14 protein-coding genes are annotated in these 19,858 nt (G+C 67.1%); 12 read left to right on the plus strand and 2 right to left on the minus strand.

The genetic code is table 11. From position 1 onward, the window contains the following. Positions 1 to 127: 127 nt before the first annotated feature. Together NYZ95_RS15830 and NYZ95_RS20495 are read right to left on the minus strand one after the other, a co-directional pair. Positions 128 to 1,072 carry a DNA double-strand break repair nuclease NurA gene (locus tag NYZ95_RS15830; RefSeq protein WP_262852289.1) on the minus strand — a complete coding sequence of 315 codons (945 nt, stop codon included), beginning with the start codon at positions 1,070 to 1,072 and terminating at the stop codon, positions 128 to 130. Next, positions 1,069 to 2,334 (minus strand): SbcC/MukB-like Walker B domain-containing protein, encoded by a 1,266-nt coding sequence (locus NYZ95_RS20495; protein ID WP_262852290.1) that lies wholly within the window; start codon positions 2,332 to 2,334, stop codon positions 1,069 to 1,071. The genes NYZ95_RS15830 and NYZ95_RS20495 overlap by 4 nt, the downstream gene beginning before the upstream one ends. A gap of 67 nt (positions 2,335 to 2,401) precedes the next feature. Here NYZ95_RS20495 and NYZ95_RS15840 point away from each other — a divergent pair, with 67 nt between their 5' ends. The 12 genes from NYZ95_RS15840 (at position 2,402) to NYZ95_RS15895 (ending at position 19,854) form a co-directional block, all read left to right on the plus strand. Further along, a complete protein-coding gene (locus NYZ95_RS15840) occupies positions 2,402 to 3,844 on the plus strand; it encodes a DUF3375 domain-containing protein (protein ID WP_262852291.1) in 1,443 nt (480 codons plus the stop codon). Beyond that, positions 3,841 to 4,422 carry a DUF4194 domain-containing protein gene (locus NYZ95_RS15845; protein WP_262852292.1) on the plus strand — a complete coding sequence of 194 codons (582 nt, stop codon included), beginning with the start codon at positions 3,841 to 3,843 and terminating at the stop codon, positions 4,420 to 4,422. Before NYZ95_RS15840 ends, NYZ95_RS15845 begins: the two co-directional genes overlap by 4 nt. Further along, positions 4,415 to 7,813: an ATP-binding protein gene (locus NYZ95_RS15850; RefSeq protein WP_262852293.1), complete on the plus strand. Its 3,399-nt coding sequence runs from the start codon at positions 4,415 to 4,417 to the stop codon at positions 7,811 to 7,813. The genes NYZ95_RS15845 and NYZ95_RS15850 overlap by 8 nt, the downstream gene beginning before the upstream one ends. 10 nt (positions 7,814 to 7,823) lie before the next feature. Then, positions 7,824 to 8,969 (plus strand): Wadjet anti-phage system protein JetD domain-containing protein, encoded by a 1,146-nt coding sequence (locus NYZ95_RS15855; protein WP_262852294.1) that lies wholly within the window; start codon positions 7,824 to 7,826, stop codon positions 8,967 to 8,969. A gap of 234 nt (positions 8,970 to 9,203) precedes the next feature. Beyond that, complete coding sequence (locus NYZ95_RS15860) at positions 9,204 to 9,827, plus strand: phage major capsid protein (protein WP_262852295.1); 624 nt, start codon at positions 9,204 to 9,206, stop codon at positions 9,825 to 9,827. Further along, on the plus strand, positions 9,796 to 11,322 hold the full coding sequence (locus tag NYZ95_RS15865) for a PDDEXK family nuclease (RefSeq protein ID WP_262852296.1): 1,527 nt from the start codon (positions 9,796 to 9,798) through the stop codon (positions 11,320 to 11,322). The genes NYZ95_RS15860 and NYZ95_RS15865 overlap by 32 nt, the downstream gene beginning before the upstream one ends. Before the next feature lie 92 nt (positions 11,323 to 11,414). Further along, positions 11,415 to 13,301 (plus strand): DUF7380 domain-containing protein, encoded by a 1,887-nt coding sequence (locus NYZ95_RS15870; protein WP_262852297.1) that lies wholly within the window; start codon positions 11,415 to 11,417, stop codon positions 13,299 to 13,301. 353 nt (positions 13,302 to 13,654) lie between these two features. Beyond that, positions 13,655 to 13,840, plus strand: coding sequence for a hypothetical protein (locus tag NYZ95_RS15875; protein WP_262852298.1), 186 nt, complete (start codon positions 13,655 to 13,657; stop codon positions 13,838 to 13,840). A gap of 1,048 nt (positions 13,841 to 14,888) precedes the next feature. Continuing rightward, positions 14,889 to 15,536, plus strand: coding sequence for a TetR/AcrR family transcriptional regulator (locus NYZ95_RS15880; RefSeq protein WP_262852299.1), 648 nt, complete (start codon positions 14,889 to 14,891; stop codon positions 15,534 to 15,536). A gap of 42 nt (positions 15,537 to 15,578) precedes the next feature. Beyond that, the gene (locus NYZ95_RS15885) at positions 15,579 to 17,276 is read left to right on the plus strand and encodes a phytoene desaturase family protein (protein ID WP_262852300.1); all 1,698 of its coding nucleotides are present in this window, start codon (positions 15,579 to 15,581) and stop codon (positions 17,274 to 17,276) included. A gap of 43 nt (positions 17,277 to 17,319) precedes the next feature. Next, positions 17,320 to 18,261 (plus strand): DUF1214 domain-containing protein, encoded by a 942-nt coding sequence (locus NYZ95_RS15890; RefSeq protein ID WP_262852301.1) that lies wholly within the window; start codon positions 17,320 to 17,322, stop codon positions 18,259 to 18,261. 99 nt (positions 18,262 to 18,360) lie between these two features. Then, positions 18,361 to 19,854 (plus strand): SDR family NAD(P)-dependent oxidoreductase, encoded by a 1,494-nt coding sequence (locus tag NYZ95_RS15895; RefSeq protein WP_262852302.1) that lies wholly within the window; start codon positions 18,361 to 18,363, stop codon positions 19,852 to 19,854. Positions 19,855 to 19,858 lie beyond the last annotated feature (4 nt).

Genomic DNA, 19,858 nt, shown 5'->3' on the forward strand with positions numbered 1-19,858 from the left:
TAGCCCTTTAGGTCTTCGGCGGCAGGCCAGACTACGGTCGCGCCGCCCCAGGGGAATGACTCCCAGACAATCAGTTCTCGTTCGGCCGCGAACGCCCGCGCCGCCGCTCCGATCTCAGCACTTTCCATCAGGAGCCTCCTCTACTGGCGGCGACCAGACCCCGGTGGAGCTTTGTCGGGTCGCCCAGACGGTGCCGTAACAGCTTCTCGAGTCCTCCGATGGGAATCAGATTCTGCGGGGCGCGAGGGTCCTTGTGTGGGCGGCTTGCGAGCCCCGGGAGAAGAGCTGTTGTTGCGTCAGCCAGTCTGACGGCCTCGTCGCGAGAGAGACTGTCGGCGCACTCACACCGGACGACACCGGACCAGGGCGCGTCGGAGGCGACGGGCAATCTGACGTACCACGTGTGGCGCGACCAGGACGTGCCGATGGTGAATACGGGCGTCCGCTGGCCTGGCCGGAGGGCGGCTACCACCGTGTTGAGTTCTGTCGGTAGGTATGCCGCGTGGTGGGTCTTGATGTAGCCCACGGTCCGGGGGATGGTCGTGCGTCCGCGCAGCGGACCGTCCAGGAGGAGCAGGTCGTTGTTGCTGGATCTGGTGGAGTGGGCGACTAGAAGTTCGAGGTCGCGCATCTGCTGCTGCAGGGTCAATGACAGGGCGTCCGGATCCCCGCCGGCGCTGTGAATGATCGGGTATGTCGTCAGAGGTGCCCGGATCTCGGTCGCCGTGGGACAGGCGGTGAAGATGGCGCGTCGGACCTGGGCCTCTGCGAGCGCGGCCCGGCCGTTGATCCGAACCACGCCCGCCGCGAAGCTGCCGGCCAACCCAAGGGTCGGTGCTGGCTGTCCGTCGACGATGAACCACACCCTGGCGTCGACTCGGCGGATGCCGTCGACCAGCAGCACCTCATCCGGCTGCCACACAGACTCAGGGGGGTCCTGCGGCGCCCACCGGTCTCCCGGCACCTCGAAGTCGAGGGTCAGTCGAGCCGTCGACTCCTCCATCGCGGCTTCTCCCATGGGTGTGCCGTACGACGGATCCCAGGGGTCGACCGCGATCCGGGGTGCGGTCATGTCCACACCTTCTCGACGCGGGATCTCGAGCCCTCGCGGGTGACCTGGAACCGCACCGGAACCCGGTCGGCGAGCGCCGCCACGTGCGTCACCAGACCAACGGTCCGCTCACCACCGCCGGAGAGCTGCTCGAGGGTCGAGGCGACGACGTCGAGGGTCGAGGCATCCAGGGTGCCGAACCCCTCGTCGAGCAGGATGGTGTCGAGCTGACCGCCGCCCGAGGAGAGGCTCGCGATCTGAGAGCTCAGCGCCAGCGCCAGCGCCAGCGAGGCCTGGAAGGTCTCCCCGCCGGAGAGGGTCTGGACCGGCCGTTGGCTGCTCGCGTCGTTGTGGTCGACCACTAAGAGGTCCTGTTTCGAGTCGACGGTGAGCTCGAACTGACCGTTGGAGAGCTCGTTGAGGGTTGCCGAAGCCTCGATCACCATGGACTGGAGGGCCTCTTCGACCATCCAGCGCTCAAAGTTCCTGGCGCTCAGCAGCAGGCCCAGGCCCTTGTTAAGTCGCTCGGTCTGTTCGGCCTCCGCAACGTCGGCCACCAGCTGTGCCACGTGCGCTCGACGTTCCTCTACCCGCTGGACCGCCAGCTGTCCCGCGGTGAGGGCGTTGGCCACGGTCGTGCTCACGCTCACCTCGGTCAGCGACGGTGGGGCAGCAATGCCTCCCGAGGCCAGGAACTCCATCACCTTGTCTCGTTGCCGGTCCGCGACCAGCTCGGCCCGCTTCATCTCCTGGGCGCGTTCCGACACCTTCGCTTCCAGCGTGGCACCCGTCTCCTGGACCCAGTCCATGAAGACGTCCCAGTCGACCACGTGGTCGCCGGTGAGGGCGGGGGGCCGTTGCTCGGCGAAGCGGTCGCGGAGCTGGCCCAGCGTCCGCCCGGCCACGGTGTAGCGCTCCTCGAGTTCCTTCAGCTCCTTTTCGGCCTTGCGCTGGCTTTCGAGGGCGGCCCGCGATGCTTTGCGTGCGGCGGTGAGGCTGGCGTGCGCCCGTGTCGCCAGCTCTAGCAGCTGTGACGCCTCGGCGGCTGCAGGTTCACCGTCAAGGCTCGCTTGAACCTGGTCGAGCTCGGTCCGGAGCCGGTCGCCTTCGTCCTCCGCCTTGCCGTGCTCGCGTTCCGCCTGGCTCAGACCGCGCGCTGCCGTGCTTGCCGCCGTCTTGGCATCCCTCAGGGCGGCCTCGGCTTCGGCGATGCCCTGGTGATGCGGGCGCAGTGGCACGACCGGGACTTGTTGCAGGCAGACCGGGCAATCCTCGCCGGCCACGAGGGAGTGGGCGAGCTCGTCGGCCCCAAACCGGGAAACTGTCGCCGCCCCTCTCTAGGCTTGCGTCGTGGAGTACGAGGCGATCGACGCACTACGAGAGAAGCACGCCGCATGGCGACTTCTGCGTGCGGGCAATGCAAGCCTCATCCTGTCGTTCCTCGGCCACTTCTTCGTCGAAGGCAACCGCGGAGCCTGTGCCGCCAGCGAGCTCGCGGCTGCACTCGACGACCACCTCTACTCCCTGAATGCCGCCATCCACACTGACAGCGGTGAACCGCGATACCCCAAGCCGCCCAAGACCTACCTGGAGGACTGGGCGGCACCCGACGCTGGCTACCTGCGCCGCTTCTACCCGGCCGGCGACGATGAGGTGCACTACGAGATCACCCCTGCCTTTGAGAAGGCATACGCATGGGTCGAGTCCTTGAAGACTCGCCCATTCGTCGCCACCGAGTCCCGACTGCACACGGCCGTCGAGCTGTTGCGGCAGATCGTGCACGGCACCGACAACGACCCGCAGCGCCGCCTGACCGAACTACGTCGCCGACGCGACGAGCTCGACGCGGAGATCGCAGCCGTCGAGAGCGGCGAACTGCCACTGCTCGCACCTGCGAGCGTGCGCGATCGCTTCCAACAGTTCACCACCACCGCCCGCGAGCTGCTGTCCGACTTTCGTGAGGTCGAGGAGAACTTCCGTCGCCTGGACCGCGCAGCCCGGGAACGGATTGCGACCTGGGACGACGCCAAAGGCGAGCTGCTGAACGAACTCGTCGGCAGTCGCTCGGAGATCACCAACTCAGACCAAGGGCACAGCTTCCAGGCCTTCCACGACTTCCTCCTCTCCGCGTCACGACAGCAGGAACTGACCGACCTGCTCGATCGGGTCACCGGCCTCGACGCCGTCGACGCCGATCGGCGGGTGAAAGGCGTCCACCACGAATGGTCGGAGGCAGCCGAACGAGCACAAAGAACCGTCCGCCAGATCTCCGAACAGCTGCGGCGATTCCTGGATGATCAAGTGTGGTTGGAGAACCGACGGGTGCTTGACCTCGTCCGCGACGTCGAGAGCGCCGCGCTATCCGTCCGGGACAACCCGCCCGCCCACGGGCTCACCGTGGACGAACCCGGCATCGCGATCGCTCTGCCCTTCGAACGGCCGCTCTACACCCCGCCCGCAGCCGCCGAAGTGGAAAGCCTCATCCCACCCACGGTCGCCGAAGTCGACTCCGATGTGCTGTTCGCCCAGACGTTCATCGACCAGACCCGGCTTCTGGACAACATCCGCGCCGTCCTGCCTGCACATTCGACCGCCCTCCTGTCCGACATCGTGGCGATGTATCCCGTTGAGCACGGCGCGGCCGAGATCGTCAGCTACCTAGCGCTTGCCGACGACGAGGTCGACATCGAGATGGACGACAGCGACGTCACGATCCTCGACTACCCCAACCCGGAAGACCCCGAGAAAGCCAACCGCGCACGACTGCCGAAGGTCACGGTGAAGCGACGATGAGCGACGAACGAGCGGTCGCCAGCGCCATCATCCGACTGATGCAGGGCGTGATCTACCGCGAAGCAGACGAGGACACCTGGCGCACTCTGGAACGTGCCGGAGCCAGCGTCCGTGATCACTTCGCGACCATCGGGGTCGACGTCGTCATCGATGAGGACGAGGGCTATGCCTACCTCCGCACCAAGCCGGACGAAGAGGGCGAGGATGATCCACTGCCGAGACTCGTGCGTCGCCGATCTCTGACCTACCCGGTCAGCCTGCTGCTGGTCCTCCTGCGCAAACGCCTCGTCGAGTTCGAGACGGCAGGGGGCGAAGGACGCCTGGTGCTCACCACCGAGCAGATCACCGAGATGCTCAGACTCTTCCAAGCAGAGTCGACCAACGAAGCACGCATCGTCGACAACGTTGAGACCACCATCAAGAAGGCTGCTGAGCTGGGCTTCCTACGCCTGCTGCGTGGGCACAGCGACCACTGGGAAGTCCGGCGCATCCTCAAGGCGTACGTCGACGCCCAGACGCTGGCGGACTTCGCCAGCAAGCTCCGCGAATACGCAGGCACGGTGGCCTCCGATGGCTGACGGCCTCTTCTCCCGCACCGAACTGGCAAGCCCCGGGCGGGCCGGCTACCGACTCCAGCACCTCGAGGTCTTCAACTGGGGAACGTTCGACGGCCACGTCTGGCGCTTCACCGCTGACGGCGAGACAGCCCTCCTCACCGGTGACATCGGCTCGGGCAAGTCCACCCTGGTCGACGCATTGACAACCCTTCTCATGCCCGCCCATCGGATCGCCTACAACAAGGCAGCAGGCGCCGATGCGCGCGAACGCACGCTCCGCTCCTACGTCGAGGGCCACTTCAAGTCCGAACGCAACGAGTCGACCGGCAGGTCACGCCCGATCGGCCTGCGAACTGGCGGGCGAACCTACTCGGTGATCGTCGGCGTCTTCGCCAACGACGGATACGACGAGACCGTCACCCTCGCCCAGGTCTTCCAGCAACGCGACTCGGCGGGCCAGCCCTATCGCTTCTTCGTCACGGCCCAAAAGGCGTTGTCGATCACCACAGACTTCGCCGACTTCGGGACGGATCTGCGCGACCTGCGCAAGCGCCTGCGCGCATCCGGAGCCGAGATCTTCGACGAGTTCCCGAAGTACGCCGTCTCACTCAAGAGACACCTGGGGGTTCGCTCCGACCAAGCCCTCGAACTCTTCCACCAGACGGTCTCCATGAAGTCGGTCGGCAACCTCAACGACTTCGTCCGCGACCACATGCTCGAACCGAGCGACTCAGGCGACCGGGTCCGCGACATGATCAGCCACTTCGACGACCTCACCAAGGCCCACGACGCGGTCAAACGCGCCCGCGAACAACTCGAAGCACTTGAGCCCGTCGTCACCACCGTCCAGAAGTACGACGCCACCCTGGCCGAACGAGGCACCGCCGAGAGCGAGCGACGCGCGGTCCGGCTCTTCACCGCCGAACTCCGCGCGAATCTCCTCGCGGACGAGCTTGCTCGACTCGACGTCGAGGTCAATCGACTGCAACACGGACAGCGCGAGGCACGTGGCCAGCAGCAACGCCTGACCGACCAGCGCGAGGTGCTGATCGAGGAACGCGCGAAGGCTGGAGGCGACCGCATCGGCGAGTTGGAGCGACTCGCGAGAGAGGCGCGCTCCCAGGCTGAACAACGCCACCAGAACCGCCTCCGCTTCGACACTGCCGTCTCCGAAGCCGGGTTCGATGCAATCGACGGACCAGATGCCTTCGCCACACTCACGTCCCTCGCTGCCGACGAGCGACCCCGTCTCATCGCCCAGAAGCGGGAACTCGACTCGGCAGGGGCCGCGGCGATTGCGCGCGAGAAGGACTTCGAGAAGCGCCGCGATCTCGTGGCCGCAGAGCTTGGCAGCCTGGAGCAACGGACCAGCAACCTTCCCTCCGAGCAGGTCGACATCCGTGCTCAACTGTGCGACGACCTCGCCCTCACCCCGGACGACCTGCCCTACGCGGGCGAACTCCTCGACATTCACGAGGAGCACACCGAGTGGCGTGGCGCCGCCGAGCGCGTCCTGAGAGGTTTCGCGCTCTCCCTACTCGTCCCGCAAGGCCACTACGACGCAGTCGCAGCCTGGGTGAACGCGCGTCGCCTCACCGTCCGCGGACGCGGCGACCGGCTAGTGGGCGCGCGCCTCACCTATGAACGAGTCCCAGACCGACGGCTGCCGATCCAGCCCAGCTCCTCCGGCGCGCTCCTCCTGGCCGACTGCATCGAAGTCAAGGACGGTCCGTTCGGCAACTACCTCGCCAACGAGCTCGCCAGACGCGCCGACTACACATGCGCCGCGACCCTCGAGGAATTTCGATCCGCGCGGAAGTCCGTCACGCGCGAAGGACAGGTCCGTTCCGGCGAGCGCCACGACAAGGACGATCGCCACCGCGTCGACGACCCTCGGCGCTGGGTGCTCGGGTGGGCCAACGAGCGCAAGATCGCCGCACTGCGGGCAGAGGTCGACGAACTCGAAGCCGGACGGGCACAGGCCGCACAGGACTACGCCGAGGTCGACAGGAACCGTGAACGCGTCCAGGCGCGGCGCGAAGCCATTGCGCGATTGGAGGGATTCCGGTCCTGGGAGGAACTCGACGCCGACGAGGCAAGAGCACGAGCGAACTCGCACGACGACGAGCGCAAGCGCATCGAGTCAGGCTCCTCCCGCATCGCGGAGATCACCAAGGCGATGCAACTCAACACCGACCAATCAGGCGTGGTCGCCGCGCGAATCGAGGACCTCGCCGGGGACCTGAAGGCCACCGCCCGAGCACACGAACAAGCCCAACGAGACAAGCAACGCGACGACGAGCTCATCGCAGACCAAAGCGAGGATGACCTCGACCTCGCGCGGACGGCCTATGCCGCACTCACCGACCGCCTCGGCTCAAGTCTGCCCACCCGCGCCGAACAGTGCGCTCCCGTCGAGTCGGCGCTCTCCGACGAGCTGTCCAAGCAGATCGAGCATCTCGGACGCGAGCTGGGCGGCTTCGGCCAGAGCCTGGTTCAGTACATGAGTGAAGTGCTGCGGCGCTGGCCCGAGCTGCGTGCAGACCTCGATGCCAGCGTCGAGTCGCGAGCTGAGTTTCTCGCATTCCGGGAGCGGGTCGCCACCGACGACCTGCCGAGGTTCGAAGACGAGTTCAAGGAACAGCTCAACAAGAACGCAATCCAGGAGCTCGCCGGATTCAACAACTGGCTGAACCGGCAGGCCGCCGCCATCGACGAACGGGTCGACCGCATCAACGACGCCCTCGGTGCGGTGCCCTACAACCCCGGCCGCTACATCAAGCTAGAGAAGGAACCGACTACGAGCCAGGAGATCGTGCAGTTCCGTGCGGAGTTGCGCAACCTGACCAACGACAGCCTCGCAGCCGACGGGGACCAGTACTCCGAGCAACGCTTCCTCGACGTCAAGCGGATCATCGAACGATTCCGCGGCCGGGACGGGTATGCCGACGCGGACAAGACATGGACCAGGCGGGTAACCGACGTACGGAACTGGTTCGTGTTCTCCGCTTCCGAGCGCGACCTCGAGACGCACGATGAGTGGGAGCACTACAGCGACTCCGACGGAAAGTCCGGCGGACAGAAGGAGAAGCTCGCCTACACCATCCTCGCCGCATCGCTCGCCTACCAGTTCGGCCTGGAGTGGGGTGCAGTCAAGTCCAAGGACTTCCGATTCGCCGTCATCGACGAGGCCTTCGGGCGCGGATCGGAGGACTCCGCCCGATACGCGCTCGACCTGTTCGCCAAGCTCGGTCTGCAGGTCCTCGTCGTCACGCCGCTTCAAAAGATCCATGTCATCGAGCCCTACGTCAGCGCCATCGGATTCGTCGCCAATCCGACCGGAACCTCGTCACAGCTGCAGACGATGACGATCGAGGAGTACCGCACGCGTCGGGACGGACGTCAGACATGAGTCCTCCGACATGAGTAGGTCGTGGTCTACACCCGCGGATGTCGTTGCGAAGGTCCGCCGGCGATGGGACGACGGCACTCTCCTTCGCTCCTACGCCCAGGCGCTGGAGTTCGATGTCATCGACGTGCCCCTGCGAGGTCCCAAGGCATCCGAAATCGGCGACGACCTGTCAGCGGTACGGGCCTGGATCGACCAACTCGACGTCGGGCGTCGCAATGATCGCCGCTACACACTGACGTGGCAGACCATCGGAGGGCGTCACATCGGTCGCAACCAGATACCCGTCCGTGCCATCGTCGCGACGTATCCCCAAGCTTGGGCGCTCCTGGGCGTCGCCGACAAAGTGGCGTGCTTCGATCGAATCCTGACGACCGTGGGCGGGCATCCCGCCGTCCGAGACTGGACGGTCGCACACCCGCACCGGGCACTCGACCTCAGCGGCGAGATGGCGAGGATCGTCGCCGCATACGAATGGCTCAACGGGCACCGGGGCTCCAACCGGTACTTGCGTGAGATCAGTGCTCCGGGCGTCGACACCAAGTTCGCCGAACACCATCGCTCCGTGCTCGCAGCCATCCTCGGGGTGTCAGGCGCGGCAGCAGGGTTCCTGGCAGATCTAGGCCTGCGAGCGAAACCCGAGCTCGTCCGCATCCGACCGGCGCCAGGACTCGGGCTACCGCCGCAAGTCACCGAAGTGGCGTTGCGCTCCGCAGAGCTTGCCCAACTCCCGATCACCCCTCGCGTCGCCGTCGTCATCGAGAACGAAATCACCTACCTGAGCGTCGATGTCCCTGACGACGGGGTCGTCATCTGGGGCAAAGGCTTCGAGGTCGACCGAGTCGGCCGGCTGCCGTGGCTTGCGAACGCCGACGTCGTCTACTGGGGCGACATCGACACACATGGTTTCGCCATCCTCGACCGACTCCGCGCATGGCTGCCGCAAACCCGCTCGATCCTGATGGATCTACAAACGCTGTTGGCCCACCGCGACCGCTGGGTGACCGACGACCGGCCCGCAACCTCGTCGCTGCGCCGCCTGACTACGACCGAACGCGAGCTCTATGCCGACCTCGTTGGCGACGTCCTCGGGCCCAAGGTGCGACTGGAACAGGAGCGGATCGACTGGGCCTGGGTCAATGACCGGATGCAACCATGAGCGCAGCCGGTAGGTGATCGAAAACGGGCGCCAGAGCCGTGCCGCTTCCTTCCATCTGAGGCGACCCACTCCGCGAGTCGGCGCGGGCTTTCACGGACATGCCGACGGGTGCGTCACATCGCCCAGAATGACTCGCCACCCACAGATCGCCTGAGGAGTCGCTTCCCCTTCGGCGGGCACGCCCCGACAAGATCGTCCTGGAGACTGTCGGTGGCGTCGGACAAGATGGGCGACATGGACAGCGAGCACTCGGCGGACCACCGGCCAGACGAGCCGTGGGTCATGCCGCGTGAGTACGAAATCGGCGGGGTGCGCTGGTTCAGCGAGGCATCCAGGGAGATGGCCCGCGCTCTCCACCCGCTGCTGGCTCAGGTGACGCGCAGCGAACTGGCTGAGGGGCCACCACCGCAGCCCGAGGGCGCTCCGCTCCCGAGCGAGGCATCGTCGCTGTACCGCCCCATGGCCGTCCGGCACGAGTGGACGGTGTCGATCGAGGACGTGGCCGCCTTCAACTTGGACCAGTTTCTGGCAGATCTGCATGCTCTGGCCGACGCCATGGGCGGTCAGATGGTCCGCGGCATGCTGGAGCACATCTCGGCCGTCACCGAGGAGTACGGCAACACCCTCGACGCCTCGGGCCGCGACTTCTTCGACGTCTTCGCCGACGCCCTGGAGACCATTGACACGACCTTCGACGAGGAGGGCCGCCCCAACCTCACGATCGTTATGCACCCCGACCAGATGGAGAAACTGCGCGACAAGCAACCAACGCCCGAACAGGAAGCGCGCATCAACGCGATCCTGGACCGCCGAAGGGAGGAGTGGCTTGCTTCGCGACGTCGTCGGGACCTTCCTTGACACCCTCACCGAGCGCGAGTTCGACGGCCCACTGTTGGCGGTGCTCGGCGCGCGTGGCTTCACGGACATTCACTTCATCCACGGTGCGTTCGAGTTCGGGAAGGACGTGCTGGCTAAGAAGACCGACGCGGACACGGGCGAAACGAGGCAGTACGTCATCCAGTCCAAGGCGGGGGACATCGGTCAGCCCGAGTGGCGAGCGGTTCGCCCGCAGTTAGAGGAGTGCGAGTACAACACCATCGGGCACCCGTCGTTCGACGCGGACCTTCCACGCGTCGCGGTGCTGGTAACCACTGGCCGCCTCAAGGGTGCAGCCCCGGCCGACGTCACCGAGTACCGCAAGTCTGTCGAGGCCCGTGGTCTTGCGGACCTTGAGATCTGGGAGAGGTCCGACATCGTTGAGTGGCTCTGCGACGACCCGGTCGTCGGCGTAGCCGGGGAGAGGGTGCAGGCTGACCTGATGGGGACGCTGACCGCCGTCATGGACGGCGGCATCACGGATCGGCGCATCGAGGTGTACACACGGCGCTGGCTCCCGGACGCGGGCAGCGCCTCGCGCGCGGCGGTCGAGGCCGCGATCCTCGTGAACGCGTTGCTGCGGACCAAGCGTCTCGATCTTGCGCTGAGTGTCGGGCTGCAGTTGATCCGGGCGATCGAGCAGGACCCGGCTGCTTCCGACAACGCGAAGTCGGCGGCGAAGAGACTGCTCCTCGGGTTGGCCTCACAGATCTGTGACCAGGCCGAGCCCTTGCTGAAGGATCCGCTCGACTTCGTCCGGCACACGGTGGGGCAGCTGGCCTTGCTGACGTACCCGGTGATCTGTTGCCGGGTGGCCGAGGCTCTTGCCCTCGGGCTGGCGCTGGCGCGGGACGTCGAGGACGAAGACGCCGCAGCCCGATTCCAAGAGGTGCTGCGTACCTTCGTTGACCAACCCGGTGCTGCCCGACCCCCCGGTGACCTGTTCGCCCCCTCGATCGTCGCGGTCACCGTCATGCTCGGAACCTTTGACCCGGAGGCAGCCAAGTCCTACCTGGGTCGAGTGGCCCAGTGGGTGCTCGATCGGTACGACGAGGACCTGGCCGGCCTGGGCCTGGCCTCTCTCGCCGAGGACGAGGAGACGACTGCCGAGCGCTTGCTCGCGGGCTCGCTGGCGAGCACCACGATGGACCGCCGAACATCCAGTTACCTCGCGACCGCCGTGCTCGATCTCGCCCTTCACCTTAGAGAGAAGGAGTTGTACGACGCGGTGCGCGACAACCTCAACGCGCTCCGAATCGTCCCCGAGGCCGCAAGCGCCGACGAGGAGAAGGCCCGGTGGGCTCGGGGCGGCGCCGACGTGTGGCCGGTGCCCCGGGTGGAGTTCGAACCGTGGGATGTGCAGAGCGCGCAGGCTCTCTCGGGCGCTCCAACAGGGCCGGTGTTGTCTCTGGTACTCGCCGCAGCTTGTCGCTCGCGGCACTACCCCGGTGGATGGGGCGGCTTGGCCAGCGGCTGACGGCCCAGCGCCACCCTTCCCAATTCTTTGCGGATGCAACGCCGGCATCGCTCACTTAAGGTGGCTTCCCACTTTCTGCACAGGGGGTTCGCATGAGTTTGGAGGAGTCGAGCATCGACCCGTCCTGGTGGGCGGACGCGTTTGCCGATGCCGATGATGACGGGCCGCGACGCGTTGTTGAACTCGCCAGCATGCGAATCGCGGACCTCGCGAAGGTCGCCCCCGCTGGCAGCCTCCAAAGCGAACTCCTGACCGCCTTGCACCTAGCGACGTCGGCGATGCTGCGCCCCGAAGACTGGGATGAGCCGTTCAAGCCGATGATGATGTGGGACGGCCAACGCTCCGCGCTGCCTGACGATCTCAACGGGACGCAGCTGGACCTGCTGCGCCGTACGCTCCCGCTGGTCGAACAGCGGCCCATGCGAGCAAGGCTCGCAGATGTCCTTTGGATGGCCGACCGCTCAGATCACACCATGCTCGGACTGGCAATCGACTCGTACCGCGCCGCCTCTCTAGAGCCCGACACCTGGCACCGAACCGGACACACCGAGTGGCAACGCGCAGTCGAGCTCGCGCGCCGACGCGGTCGTGCGGAACTGGCGAGGCTCCAGGAGATGAGCGACACTCTCCTCGCTCGCGTCCTCAGCGGTGACCTGAGCGACGGGTTCGTGCTGTGCGACATGTCCGACATCCTGAAGCGATGCGCCACTATGGAGGCAGCTGAACGCACCGCCTTGGCCGCGAAGTTCGTTGAACTCGCCGCTGACGCCGCTGACGCCGCTGACGCCGCTGAGGACAAGGCCCGCCTGTCACGGCACCTGGAGCGTACGGCCCAGCAATGGCTGGCGACGGTGGACGACCAAGGGGGCCTGCACGCGTCCGTGGAGCGCGTCGCCGAGCTGTACGTCGCGGAGGCCGAAGAACGCTTGGCAGCCGGCAGTGGGGCAGCGCTCGCTGCCGACCACTTTCTCGAGAAGGCGATCGCGACACTGCGAACGCTTCCGCGCAGCTACCGGCTCCAACAAGGACACGACCAACGGCTCAAGGACCTGCGGCAGCGTTTGGACGACAGCCGCGAACACGCACTGGAATCCATGATGCGGATCACGACCGACCCCATCGACCTCACCGAAGCGGTCGCTGAGACCCGGCGCCGGGTATCCGGTCTCGCCAAGTTCGACGCCCTAGTGGCCATGGCGACCATCTACCCGCTCACGGACGTTGCACGCGCACGCGCGCAGGCCGAAGAACTTGCTGAGGGCTCGCTTCGGCACCTACTCGGCAACGTCACCTACAGCTCTGATGGGCGGAAGGTCGCCTCTTCCGACGGCGCCCTTGACCACGCAGAAGCGGCCATCCAATCGGACATGATCCGGGGCCTCCAGATGACCGCCGGGATCGTGGCCACCGGCTTCATCATCCCTGCACACGAGGTTGTGACTTTCGAGCACCGGTACGACCTGGGCTTCCTGCAGCGCGTCTGCGTCGAGTCCCCCCTCGTGCCGCCAGGACACGAGGACCTCTGGGCCCGCGGCCTCCGCCACGGCCTGAACGGCGACTTCGCCTCCGCTGCAGCCGTCCTGATCCCCCAGATGGAACAACTGGTGCGCGGAGTCCTCAAGCGGCGAGGCGTGCACACACTGTTTGTCGACTCCTACGGCGTGGAGTCGGAGAAGAGCCTGCCCTCGCTGCTCGCAATGTCGGAGACAGCGCAGATCCTGGGCGAGTCCCTGCAGTTCGAACTCCAGGCAATGCTGGTCGACCAGCATGGGCCCAACCTGCGGCACAACACCGCCCATGGGCTCCTTGACGACAACCAAGCGTGGAGCGCATCGTCGCTCTACGTCTGGTGGCTGTGCGTGAGATTGGTGATCGTGCCACTGTGGAGCATGACGCGGTCGCCCGACGACGAGGCGTCTGACGACGGGGATGCCCCAGCGCCGCCTGCCGACGCTTCGGGCACGCCGTCGCCGCAGTAGTGCTCCCGCGTCGGTTGCGCAAGTCTTCACTGCCCGCCACCCCGGCGCCCGGTAACACAACCCGTGTCTTGTAAAGCCTCCCATCTTGCAAGATGCCATGACACGCGAAGCTCGTCGATCTCGGCGTACACACGCGCCGCGACTCCTAGCGCGTCGCCCACCGGCTGCAGCCCCCGGCAGGGTCAAGGCGAGAGGTAATCGTCGTGCACGTGTACCGTCCCGGACTCCAGCAGCCGCGATTCGGCCGCCTACTCTTCTCCACATCTGCGGCGAATCGCGCTGTACGAGCGTGACCCATTCCGCCGCTGAAGCCCATCGGGACTTGGAGAGTGACTACTTCTAGCATCGATGGCATGAACAACAAGCCGAACGTGATTCTGCGCGGTGGACCTGCCGACGGCGAGGTGACGTACTATCCGGCGCTCGGCGAACCGATGCCGTTCGAGGACGTAGGTGGAGGGTCAATCACCTACGTCGACACGGACGAGCTTGCCGAGCGCGACGGGATCATGTTGCGCGTCTATGAGCCCGAGCAGTAGCCACCCCCGGATCGAGTTCAACGCTGCGTCTCACCGGCGCGACTGCCTATCCCATGCGGCCGGGGCGCTTCTCTCTGCTCCAGCTCGGAGTTTGACTCTTCGACTTCGAGGTCAGGTGCCAGGCTTTGCAGAGGCCGCACCAGTAGGACCCCGTTGGAGCCTTTCGACCATGGAACCGGCGGGATGCCTGAATCGCATGCAGGGCGCGTTCCGCGGCCCACTGGCTTGGATAGGCGTTCTTCGAGCAGTCGAGCACGGCGACCGTTCCTTGGGACGCGTGCTCAGCTGGCTTATATCCAGCCCGGCATCATGGGTTCGCGGCTGAAGTCGCTCGGCCCGGTTCGGAGCGTGTATGTCTCCGTCTGATGAGATGAGGTTACCGAGCAACGTGCTTCGATGGCCAGCCTTCAGGGCCACGAGCGCGGCGTCCTCCCGCCGCCAACGGGTGCGGGTGGTCCGTTCCCGGCCGGACTCGATCGAGGTCCATTTAGTGTCCAGATTGAACCCGCTCGAGTCCGCACCAAGCGGGTATCCTGAGTTCGGAAGCGAGGGCGAATCCCTCACCACACCGAAGGAATCGGTACTTTCCGGCCCGACTCCGTAGCACTCGCGACGAGCCGATCTCGTCCAGAGGTCGCAGGTTCAAATCCTGCCCCCGCTACAAAGATCAGGCCCGGATCCCTCAGGGATCCGGGCCTGATGCATTTCGGTGACGTGCAGGTGGTCGAGTAGCCCGAGCCGCTGGGCGAGGGCGTATCGGGACCCTCGTCCAGGTCTCGATACGGGCTCCGCTGGCGCTCCGCCCTACTCGACCGGCAAGGCGTTGTGGGTGGTCGAGTAGCCCGAGCCGCTGGGCGAGGGCGTATCGGGACCCTCGTCCAGGTCTCGATACGGGCTCCGCTGGCGCTCCGCCCTACTCGACCGGCAAGGCGTTGTGGGTGGTCGAGTAGGCCGAGCCGCTGGGCGCGGGCGTATCGAGACCACCGGGTCAGCGCCTCGCCCGCTACTCGACCAACCATGGCTGGGGTCGGGCCTAGGGTGGTTCCTCGTGACGGATGCCCAGACGCCTGCGGCCCGCGGGTCACGCCGCCGGGAGCGCACACGTACGCTCCTGCTCGAGGCGGCCGAGCAGCTGCTGTCGGAGCGAGCGCCCGAGGAGATCAGGATCGAGGACGTCGCCGCGCAGGCGGGAATCTCGCCGGCCTCGGTGTACGTCCACTTCGGCACGAAGGACGGCTTGCTGGCGGCCGTGGCCGAGCGGGTGCTGGCCGTGGCGACGGACGCGCTGCGGTCGGCGTACGCATCTCAGGCGCCCCCGCTCGAGCGCTTTGCCGGCGTCGGCATCGCGTACCTGAGGCTCCTTCTCGATCACCCTGCCCTGCTGCGCTACCTCACGGTCACTGGGGAGCGTGGTCCTCGCAGCCCCGTCGAGGAGGAGGTCGTCGCGCGCTTCACCGAGCTGCGGCAGGAGTTCGAGCAGAGCATCCGCGAGGCCGTGGAGGCAGGTGCGATCCGTCGAGTCGATCCGGAGCTCCTGTCGTACATGCTGTTCGGCGCCTGGAACGGTGTCGCGGCGCTGACGTTGCGCCGCGACGCGTTGAGGCTCCCGTCGGAGCGCGTCGAGCAGGCGGCGACGGAGGCGGGAGTGGCCCTTCTTGACGGGTTGACGCGGCGCGAGGACCTCGGATCGAGTTAACTAGAGTCTCACTCTAGATCTCGTCCCGAAAGTGATCCTCCGATGACACAGACCGCGCCGCCTCCGACGCCCACGAGCGAGACTGAACCCGAGGTCTGGGACGCCGTGGTCGTGGGGGCTGGCCCTGGAGGCCTGACGACCGCTGCGTACCTGGCGGCCAACGGCAAGCGTGTGCTGGTGCTTGAGGCCAATCAGGTCGTCGGCGGGAGCACCCAGGTCTTCCGCCGAGCTGGCAACAAGTTCGAGTTCGACGTCGGCACGCACTACGTGGGCGAGTGCGGTCCGGGCGGCCGGATGCAGACCACGCTCTCCGGTCTGGCCTTGACCGAGCGGATCAAGTGGCTGCGTCAGCGCCCGGAGGGGCACTGCCAGATCATGGTCCCGGGCACCACCTTCCAGACGCCGACCGGGTGGGACACCTACCTCGAGCGCCTGATCGCCGCCTTCCCTGACGAGGAGGCCGGGTTGCGTCGCTGCGTCACGATCATGCGCGGGATCGCCACGAACGACCGCCGGTTCAAGCGTCCGTTCGCCCTGCTCCGCTGGGGTCTGCGGCCGATCACCACGCTGATGAAGGCGTGCGGGCTGAGCGCAGACGCGCAGGCGGTGATCCTCGCGGAGAACGGCGACTACACGTGGCCGCCGCACCGCACGCCGGCGGCGTTCCACGCCGGGTTCCTCGACCACTACCTCCAGGCGGGTGCGTACTACCCCCGTGGCGGCGGACAGATGATCGGCGCGCACCTCACCGACGTGATCCAGACCCACGGCGGGAAGGTCCGGACCAAGACGCGGGTCGCGAAGATCCTGATCGAGGACGGACGCGCGGTCGGCGTGCGGGTACGCGGTGGTGAGGAGATCCGCTGCGACGTCGTCGTGTCGGCGGCCGACTTCAAGAAGACGTGGGCGGAGCTCGTCGGCGACGAGCACCTGACCCGGCGGCTGCGCCGGCGGTTGAAGAACCTCGAGATGACGCTGCCGATGTTCGCCGTCTACGTCGCACTCGACGTGGACCTGCGCGAGCGAGACACCCCGCCGCTGGCCTGGGTGTGGCCGACCAACGACATCGACGGCTACTACCGCGAGGTGGCGGCCGGCCGTTGCCCCGACAGGATGCCCGTCGGCATCAGCTGTCCCACGGCCAAGGACCCGCAGGGGACGCACTCGGCGCCGCCGGGGTACTCGACCTTGGAGCTGGTCAGCTGGGCGCCCAAGGAGTACGCGTTCTGGAACGTCAAGACCGGACCGGCCGACGGCGGCAGCTACGGGCGTGACGAGCGTTACCTGCAGCTCAAGGACGAGCTCACCCAGCGCGTGCTGGACACCGCCGAGCTGATGATCCCCGACATCCGGCAGCGCATGGTGTTCTGCGAGGCTTCCACGCCGATCACGCAGGAACGCTTCACCCTCACCTCAGACGGGAGCTGCTACGGCATCGCGCCGCTGCTGAAGAACCTCGGCCCGTTCCGACCGCGGGTCACCACCCACATTCCGGGCCTGTTCCTTGCCGGCAACAGCACGGAGCACCTCTTCGGCATCAACGCCACGATGTGCGGCGGCATGGGCACGGCGGGCGCTGTCCTCGGCCGTGACCTGGCGCAGGAGGTGCGCGACGGTGCGGTCTTCGTGGACGAGAGCAAGCTGACTCCGGTGAGCGAGGACTTCGACCCGCTGCTCGCGTCGAAGCCCGGCTCGGTCATCCGCCGCGCCGTACGACGTCGACCCCCCACGCACGCCTGAGGACTGGGACGATGAGCACCCGAAAATGCTCAGGAGGAGCCGAATGTCCGTGCAGGTGAATGTCGACAACTTCGTCGAGGCCGAGAACGCGCGCATGTTCCATGACCTGCAGGCCGAGGCAGGCGCGGTCAATACGTTCTCGCACGTCAGGGAGCCCTCGCCGATCGACAACCAGCTCGTGGTGCGGCTCAACCGGGACACCCTCTACAGCTTCGCGGTGGTCGACCTGGCCCAGGACGCGACGCTGACCCTGCCCGACTGCGGGGAGCGTTACCTGTCGGCGATGATCGTCAACGAAGGGCACTTCGTCCCCCTGGTGCTGCACGATGCGGGGACTCACCGGCTGACCCAGGCCGATGTGGGCAGTCGCTATGCCGCAGTGGCCATCCGGATCCTCGTGGACTCCCAGAACCCCGACGACGTCGCCGAGGTCAACCGGCTGCAGGACGCGGTGGTGCTCGAGGCGGGGTCCGCCGAACCCTTCACCATGGCCGACTACGACCGCGCCAGCTTTGACGCCACCCGGGACGCCCTTCTCCAGCTGGCGAGCGGCCTCACCGGGTTCGACCGGATGTTCGGCCGTCCCGAGGACGTCGACCCGGTCCGCCACCTGCTCGGCGCGGCCGCCGGCTGGGGCGGCCTGCCCACCTCGGAGGCGATGTACGTCGGAGTCCAGCCGCCTGGGGAGGGGCCCTTCGAGCTCACGATGAGGGATGTCCCCGTCGACGGCTTCTGGTCGATCTCCGTCTACGACGCGAAGGGCTTCTTCGTCAAGAACGACCGTGACTCCTACACCCTCAACAACATCACGGCCGTCGCGGACGAGGACGGTTCGGTGACGGTGCGGTTCGGCGACTTCGGCGCCGACGTCACGAACGTGATCCCCACTCCGGCCGGGTGGAACTTCCTGGTCCGCCTCTACCGACCGCGCACCGAGGTGCGTGACGGTACGTGGCAGGTGTCCGAGCTCGTCCCCGTCACCTGACCGACGAGCGCCATCCGCGCTGGTCGCGTGCACACCCGGATCGAGCCGCCGGCACACCTGCCGCCGGGGGGCGTACCGTCCGCCACGTACGATCCCGGGGTGCACGATCAGCCCGGCATTGACCCCGACGACCTCGCGACCACCCTCAAGGTCCTTCGGCAGCTCCCCACGCTCCACCCCGACCACCCGGACCTCCGGACGGTCAAGCGGGAGGCGTCGTTCATGTACAAGCTGATCAAGAAGGCGCGCCGCCAGGAGATCCGCCAGGAACGGCAGCGCCACGACCAGGAGATCATCGAGAAGACGGCGACCGGGTCTCCGATGCGCATCGACGACGAGACGGCCGGCATCCCGCTCGTCTCGCAGGCGGCCGGCGCCTTCGCCGGTGAGCTGATCACCGCGCGCGGCTGCTACATCTGCAAGGAGGACTTCACCCTCGTCGACGCCTTCTACCACTGGCTGTGCCCGCGCTGCGCGGCGATGTCCCACGCCAAGCGTGACCAGCGCACCGACCTCACGGGCAGGCGTGCGCTGCTGACCGGCGGCCGGGCAAAGATCGGCATGTACATCGCGTTGCGGCTGCTCCGCGACGGCGCGCACACGACGATCACCACCCGCTTCCCCAAGGACGCGGTACGCCGGTTCTCCTCGATGGAGGACTCGGGGGAGTGGCTTCACCGGCTCAAGGTCGTGGGGATCGATCTGCGTGACCCGGCACAGGTCGTCAGCCTCGCCGACGACGTGGCCGCCGACGGCCCGCTCGACATCCTGATCAACAACGCCTGCCAGACCGTGCGGCGCACGCCGGGGGCGTACGCGCAGCTGGTCGAGGGCGAGGACGCCCCGCTGCCGACGCACGTCGCGCTCCCCGAGATGGTCTCCTTCGACGGCATCTCCGAAGCGCACCCGGCCGCGATCGCCGGTGCCCTGTCTGCCGCCGCGGTCGCCCACCACGAGGGCGAGTCGCGCGAGGTCGCCGCCGCCGCGCACACGGCCGCGTCGATGACGGCGCTGGCCCTCCAGGCAGGATCGGCGTCCCTGGCCGCCCACCTCGACGGGACCGCCGTCGACGCCGGTGGCCTGCTGCCGGACCTCCAGACGACGAACTCGTGGACGCAGGTCGTCGACCAGGTCGACCCGCTCGAGCTCCTCGAGGTCCAGCTCTGCAACGCGATCGCACCGTTCCTGCTGGTCTCCCGCCTCCGCCCGGCGATGCGCGCGGCCGTCCAGGCGGGCGCGCGGCGGGCGTACGTCGTCAACGTCTCGGCGATGGAGGGGCAGTTCTCCCGGCGCTACAAGGGCGCCGGGCATCCGCACACGAACATGGCCAAGGCGGCGCTCAACATGATGACCCGGACGAGCGCCGGCGAGATGTTCGAGACCGACAAGATCCTCATGACCGCCGTCGACACGGGCTGGATCACCGACGAGCGACCGCACCAGGAGAAGCTGCGAATCGCCGCCGAGGGATGGCACGCGCCGCTCGACCTGGTCGACGGGGCCGCCCGCGTGTACGACCCGATCGTGCGGGGCGAGCGCGGTGAGGACCTGTACGGGTGCTTCGTGAAGGACTACGAGCCGTCGCCCTGGTGACGCG

It is taken from the genome of Mumia quercus, from assembly GCF_025506335.1.
Classification (GTDB): Bacteria; Actinomycetota; Actinomycetes; order Propionibacteriales; family Nocardioidaceae; genus Mumia; species Mumia quercus.